A 6826-nucleotide genomic window follows, 5' to 3' on the forward strand; every position below is an offset into this window, starting at 1 on the left:
CCGCTCCCACATTTGTTTTGTGTTTCCTCAAGGAGAATATTTTGTCCTCTCCCATCCCCGTCACCGTCCTCAGCGGCTTCCTCGGCGCTGGCAAGACCACCTTGTTGCGCCACCTGCTCAAGGCCGAGCACGGCTTGAAAATTGCCGTGATCGAAAACGAATTCAGCGACGCTGGCATCGACACCCAACTGCTGGGCGATGAACCGGTCCAGGTCATGACCCTGTCCAACGGCTGCGTGTGCTGCACCATCCACACCGACCTGACCAAGGCCCTGTACCTGCTGCTCGAACGCCTGGACAGCGGCGAGATCGCCTTCGACCGCCTGGTGATCGAATGCACCGGCCTGGCCGACCCGGCGCCGGTGGCCCAGACCTTTTTCATCGACGAGGAACTGCGCGAGCGCTATCTGCTTGACGGCATCATCACCCTGGTGGACGCGGCCCACGCCGAACACCACCTGAGCCAGACCATCGCCCAGGCGCAGATCGGCTTTGCTGACCGCCTGCTGGTGAGCAAGCGCGACCTGGTGGATGACGCCAGCTTCGAGGCCCTCAGCCAGCGCCTGACCCGCATCAACCGCCGTGCGCCGATCCGTGTGGTGGAACATGGCAAGATCGATTTGGCGGAACTGCTGGATGTGCGCGGCTTCAACCTCAACGCCGGCATGACCTTGCGCCCGGTCAGCCAGGCGCCGTCCATCGACCGTATTTCCAGCCTGGTACTGCGCACCGAGCAGCCACTGGATATCGACCGTCTCAGTGAGTTCATGAATGAACTGCTGGAAGAACATGGCAAGCAACTGCTGCGCTACAAGGGCGTGCTGAACATCGCCGGGGAAGACCGGCGCATGGTGTTCCAAGGCGTGCTCAAGCTCTACGGGTTCGATTGGGACACCGAATGGGCCGAGGGTGAGCTGCGGGAAAGCGTGATTGTGTTTATTGCCGATGAGTTGCCGCAAGAGAAGATTCGCGCGGGCTTTGCGCGGGTTTACCAATCCTGACTTGAAACGCGACCAGTGTAGGAGCTGGCTTGCCTGCGATAGCGGTAGACCAGTCAATGATGAGTTGGCAGACCCACCGCTATCGCAGGCAAGCCAGCTCCCACATGTTGACCGCGTTCCAACAGGCATAAAAAAGCCCGGCTCAAGCGCCGGGCTTTTCATTCAAGCAACTGCAATCAAGCGCCGTATACCGGCAGCTTCTTGCAGATGGCCTTGACCTTCTCACGTACCGCGTCAATCACGGCTTCGTTGGAAAGGTCAGCCAGGATGTCGCAGATCCAGCCAGCCAGTTCCTTGCACTCTGCTTCCTTGAAGCCACGAGTGGTCACGGCCGGGGTGCCGAAGCGCAGGCCCGAGGTGACGAATGGCGAACGTGGGTCGTTCGGGACCGAGTTCTTGTTCACGGTGATGAAGGCTTTGCCCAGGGCCGCGTCAGCATCTTTACCGGAGATGTCCTGCTTGATCAGCGACAGCAGGAACAGGTGGTTCTCGGTGCCGCCGGACACCACGTCAAAACCGCGCTCGATGAACACAGTGGCCATGGCCTTGGCGTTTTTCACCACTTGTTGCTGGTAAGTCTTGAACTCAGGCTGCAACGCTTCCTTGAAGCAGATGGCCTTGGCCGCGATCACGTGCTCCAGCGGGCCGCCCTGGGCGCCCGGGAAGACTGCGGAGTTCAGCTTCTTCTCGATCTCGGCGTTGGCGCGCGCCAGGATCAGGCCGCCACGTGGACCGCGCAGGGTCTTGTGGGTGGTGGTGGTCACGACGTCAGCGTAAGGCACCGGGTTCGGGTAGATGCCTGCGGCGACCAGACCGGCCACGTGGGCCATGTCGACGAACAGGTAGGCACCCACTTTGTCGGCGATTTCACGGAAACGTGGGAAGTCGAGGATCTGCGAGTAGGCAGAGAACCCGGCCACGATCATTTTTGGCTTGTGCTCGACCGCCAGGCGCTCGACTTCGTCGTAGTCGATCAGGCCGTTGCCGTCGATGCCGTACTGCACGGCGTTGTACAGCTTGCCGGAGGAGGATACGCCAGCGCCGTGGGTCAGGTGACCGCCGTGGGCCAGGCTCATGCCCAGGATGGTGTCGCCGCCTTGCAGCAGGGCCAGGTAAACGGCGCTGTTGGCTTGGGAGCCAGCGTGTGGCTGGACGTTGGCGTAGTCGGCGGCGAACAGTTCCTTGGCACGGTCGATGGCCAGTTGCTCGACGATATCGACGAATTCGCAACCGCCGTAGTAACGCTTGCCCGGATAACCTTCGGCGTACTTGTTGGTCAGAACCGAACCTTGAGCCTCCATCACCGCAGGGCTGGTGTAGTTTTCCGAAGCGATCAGCTCAATGTGCTCTTCCTGGCGCACGGCTTCTTGCTCCATGGCGGCAAAGAGATCGGCGTCGTACTTGGCAATAGTCAAATCACGGCTGAACATGGCGGTCCTCAAGGATCGGGGGCAGAAAAGAGGGGCATTCTAACCCAATGGGTTTTAGATGGCATATGAAAGGACATCATGTCGCAGACAAGTGGCGTTCATGGTAGCCAGATCGTTCCCACGCTCTGCGTGGAAATGCATCCAGTGATGCTCTGCGTCAGGGCTTAAAAGCGGACGCGGAGCGTCCAGGGTGGCGCTCCCACGCAGAGCGTGGGAGCAATCAGTTTTGTGTAGATACCTATGCCGCGATGAGGCCATCTGCCCCACCACATGATTTTCAGTCGAACATGAAAAGCGCATCGTTACAGAACTGCGCCTCAAACCGATTGGCCGGCATCGGCCGCCCGAACAGGTAGCCCTGCACCTCGTCACAGCCATGCTCGCGCAGGAAGTCCAGTTGCTCATGGGTTTCCACGCCCTCGGCGATCACCGCCAGGTTCAGGCTGTGGGCCATGGCAATGATTGCCCGGGCAATCTGCGCGTCCTGTTCGCCGGACGGCAGGCCGTCGACGAAGGTGCGGTCGATCTTCAGCACGTCGATGGGGAATTGCTTGAGGTAGTTGAGCGATGAGTAGCCGGTGCCGAAGTCGTCCACGGCGATGCTCAGGCCGAGGTTTTTCAGGCTGGCGAGGATCTGCAGGGCCTCGTTGACCTCGCGCATCAGGATGCTTTCGGTCAGCTCCAGCTCCAGGCACGCCGGCGGCAGGCCGGTTTCCTTGAGGATGGTGGCGATCCGCGTGCCCAACTGCCCGTCGGAGAACTGCCGCGCCGAAATATTCACCGAGACCTTGGGCACCCGCACCTTGTTCTGGTGCCAGGTCTTGAGTTGGCGGCAGGCCTCGTCGATCACCCAGTCGCCCACATCCACCACCAGGCCCAACTCTTCGAGCACTGGGATGAAATCCCCCGGCGGCACCAGGCCACGGCGTGGGTGACGCCAGCGCAGCAGGGCTTCGGCGCCGGTCAAACGTTTGCCATCGCCACTGAACTGCGGCTGGTAATAGAGCACGAATTCGTTCTGGTCCAGGGCATGGCGCAGGTCGCTTTCCAGCTCCAGGCGCTCCAGGGCGCTGGCGTTCATGTCGGCCTGGTAGAACTGGAAGTTGTTCTTGCCGCGTTCCTTGGCGTGGTACATCGCCGTGTCGGCGTTTTTCATCAGTTGGCTCAGCTCGTTGCCGTCCTGGGGGCTCAGGGCGATACCGATACTGGCGGTGACAAAAAACTCGCGACCTTCCAGCACAAACGGCCTCACCAGGCTGGCGAGGATTTGCTCGGCCACATGAATCGCCCGGTTCAGTGCCATTTCGCGGCTGACCCGTGGTTGCAAAAGCAGGGTGAACTCGTCACCGCCCATGCGCGCCACGGTATCGTCCTCGGCCACGCAGCCGAGCAGGCGGGTGGCCATTTCCTTGAGCATGCGATCGCCGGCGGCGTGGCCCAGGGAGTCGTTGATCGGCTTGAAGCGGTCGAGGTCGAGGAACATCAGCACCACCCACGACTTCTGCCGTTCGGCCGACTGCAAGGCGGTGTGCAGGCGGTCCTGGAACAGCGTGCGGTTGGGTAGGTGGGTCAGGGCGTCGTAGTAGGCCAGGCGGTGGATGCGTTGCTCGCTGGCCTTGCGCTCGCTGATATCGCTGAAAAAGCACACGTAGCTGGCCAGGTCGCCTTCGTCATCGAGCACCGCCGTAATGCCGACCCAGGCCGGGTAATGCTCGCCGCTGCGGCGCTTGAGCCACACTTCGCCTTCCCAGGTGCTGTGCTGGTGCAACTGCTTGAGCACGTAGCGCAGGTGGGCTTCCTGTTGTTCGTCGACTGTGAGCATGTTCGGCAACTGGTCGAGCACATCGGCCACGGCATAACCGCTGACCCGGCTGAAGGCTTCGTTGGCCTGCACGATATAGCCGGCCGGGTCGGTGATCAGGATCGCCGACGTTGAGTGCTCGAATACCGTGGCCGCCATGCGCAGGTCCTTCTCGGCGCGGCGTTGCTGGCTGATATCGCGGCCCACGCCGAGGATGCCCTCGAACGCGCCGTGCTCGTCCCACACCAGCACCAGGCGCAGCTCGATCGGCACCTTGCGCCCGTCGGCCCGCAGGCAATCGAACAGGAACAGCTGGGTCTGCACATCATCGCGCAGCAGGGCCAGGGCTTCGGGCTGGTCCAGGGCGCGGCTGACCCGTTCGACCAGGGTGTAGATGCCGGTCAGTTGCTGCGGGTTGGCGATGGTCGATTGCCAGCCGTTCTTGAAAATCCAGTCGACTTCATAGCCCAGCACCGCATTCACCGACGGGCTCACGTAGTTGAGGGCCAGTTTGCTGTCGGTGGAGAAAATCACGTCGCTGATGCTTTCGGCCAGCATGCGGTAGCGCTGCTCGCTGTCGCGCAGGGATTCGCTGGCTTCGATTTGGTCGGTGATGTCCTTGGCCACGCCGATAATCCGTGTGACCTGGTCGGTCTTGTCCCGGGCCAGGGCCTGTTCGCGGATCTCGAAGCGCCGCCACTGGTTGTTGCGGTGCCGAAAGCGCAACTGGCATTGCAACTGCGCCAGGTAACCGGCAGTGCGTTGTTGCTGGCGCAGGTCGTGATAGTGCTCGGCGTCTTCGGGGTGCAGCAGGATCTCCCAGAAATACTCGCCCATCTGCTGCAGTTCGTGCTTGTTGTAGCCCAGGGTGTGGCCCAGGTGGTGGTTGCTGAAGATCATGCGCTGGCTGATCACATCCTGCACATACAGGTGGTCAGGCACGGTGCGCACCACGTCCGACCAGAAGGCCTCGCGCTCCACCAGCGACAGCTCCACCAGTTTGCGGCTGGTGATATCGCTGATGCTGAGGATCACCGCCTTATAGTCGTGCTGTTCTTCCGGCAGGCGCATGACCAGCCACAGGTACTGGTCGTTGCCCTGGATGTCGCTGATTTGAATCTCCAGCTCCAGCTGTTTGTGCTCGGTCAACACCGCCTCAAGCACCTGGTAGCCAATGGCGCTGGTGTTCAGCGGGCAACCGTCGATCAAGCGCTCCCAGGCCTGTTCGCAGGACGCCACGTTCAGCAGGCGCACGGCGACCTGGTTGACCTCGGTGATACGCAGCTCCTTGAGCAGTTGCTGGCGTTGCTCGGGGCTGTTTTGCAACCAGTCCTGCAATTGCTCGCGGGTGTGCAACTGGGCTTTGTCGAAGAAACCGCGCAGGCCCGACAGGTCGAGCACGCACAAAGCCACACCGGTGCCGTCGAAAATATCCTGGTAGCGGCGCCGGCCCTCGTTGACCTGGCGCTGGCGGCGCCGCATGTTCAGCAGCACCAGCACCGGGATCAGCGAAAAGGCCAGGCCCAGCAGGCACTTGCCGATAAACGCCGGCAGCAGTTGCTCCAGCACGGCGGCGCGATCGAACAGGCCGCGCAGTTGCCAGTCGCTTTTGCTCAAGGGGGTGACCAGGACGGTCTTGTTCAGCTCTTCGGGGGTCAGCCCGGCCGACCACTGGCTGGGCATGCCGCTGTCGCGGCTGACAACCTGATGGTTCAACTGGTTTTCAATCACCCACATCGGCCGTGGGCCCTGGCCGTCCTGGCGGGTCAGGTTGGCCAGGTAATTGGGGGCCAGGCGCAACGCCCAATAGAGCTTGGTGCCGCCGCTGGGTTGGTGCAGTAGCAGGTAGATGACCGAGCCATCGCTGTTATTGCTTAGGTAATAGGACTGGGCATGGCTGTGCTTGACCAGCTCTTCGAGCCAGGCACTGTCCTGGCTGTTGTCGGCCGTGTCACTGATGATTGCGCCGCTGGGGGCGAGCAGGGCGACGCTGCGCAGCTCCGGCAATGAGCGCTGCAGGCTGCGCATCAAGGCCTGGTGTTGTTCTGCGTTGCGCGGCGGCTCGATGATCGGCAGCAGGTTGAGGGCGATTTGCGCGCTCAGGGCCATGTTCAGGCTGATCTGTTCGGCCAGGTCGGCGCTGTAGTCGATGGTGTATTGCTGCTGGTTCTTCTGGTTTTGCTGCAGTTGGTCCAGCAGTTGCCAGAACAATAGCGCAAGCAACAGCAGGACCAGCGTCGCCAACGCGCCCTTGAGAGTTCCGTGCAGGGGGGCACCCGGCGCAATATGGGCTGCGCGCAAGGGGCTTGGCTTTGTTACGTTGGTCAAGCTGTGATCCTGCGGTTTGGCTGGACTGGCGCGCGACGTGCACTATAGGCCGGACGCCCGGAGGGCGGTTAGCATGCCCTGAGTTGTGGCAAAGTGCCAGTCCCGCCTGGCGGGACTATCAGGTCGGGCCAGTACTGATCAAGGCATCCGCCAGTCTGAATAGAATCCCTAGGGAAACTCTGAAAAAGACTTTCTGATTTGGCAAAATACCGCGACCCCACCCACCGAGTTTCCCGATGAAGCAGATGACCTTCGCCGACGCCGAG

General features: G+C 61.6%; 3 protein-coding genes. 1 reads left to right on the forward strand and 2 read right to left on the reverse strand.

Translation table 11 applies throughout. The features are described 5' to 3' along the window. Positions 1-41 precede the first annotated feature (41 nt). Positions 42-1001: a GTPase gene (yjiA, locus tag AO268_RS08025; protein WP_099168372.1), complete on the forward strand. Its 960-nt coding sequence runs from the start codon at positions 42-44 to the stop codon at positions 999-1001. Positions 1002-1177: 176 nt separating this feature from the next. Here yjiA and glyA read toward each other — a convergent pair whose 3' ends face one another. Continuing rightward, positions 1178-2431, reverse strand: a complete 1254-nt coding sequence (gene glyA / locus AO268_RS08030; RefSeq protein WP_076963566.1) for a serine hydroxymethyltransferase — start codon at positions 2429-2431, stop codon at positions 1178-1180. Between the two features lie 277 nt (positions 2432-2708). Then, entirely contained in the window at positions 2709-6560 is a 3852-nt protein-coding gene (locus AO268_RS08035) for a bifunctional diguanylate cyclase/phosphodiesterase (RefSeq protein WP_099168373.1), read from the reverse strand. Positions 6561-6826 lie beyond the last annotated feature (266 nt).

Source organism: Pseudomonas sp. ICMP 8385, from assembly GCF_002699915.1.
Lineage (GTDB): Bacteria > Pseudomonadota > Gammaproteobacteria > Pseudomonadales > Pseudomonadaceae > Aquipseudomonas > Aquipseudomonas gessardii.

Excerpts from the sequence above, each read along its gene's own strand:
- glyA (WP_076963566.1), bottom strand. The coding sequence starts at position 2,431 with ATGTTCAGCCGTGATTTGACTATTGCCAAGTACGACGCCGATCTCTTT.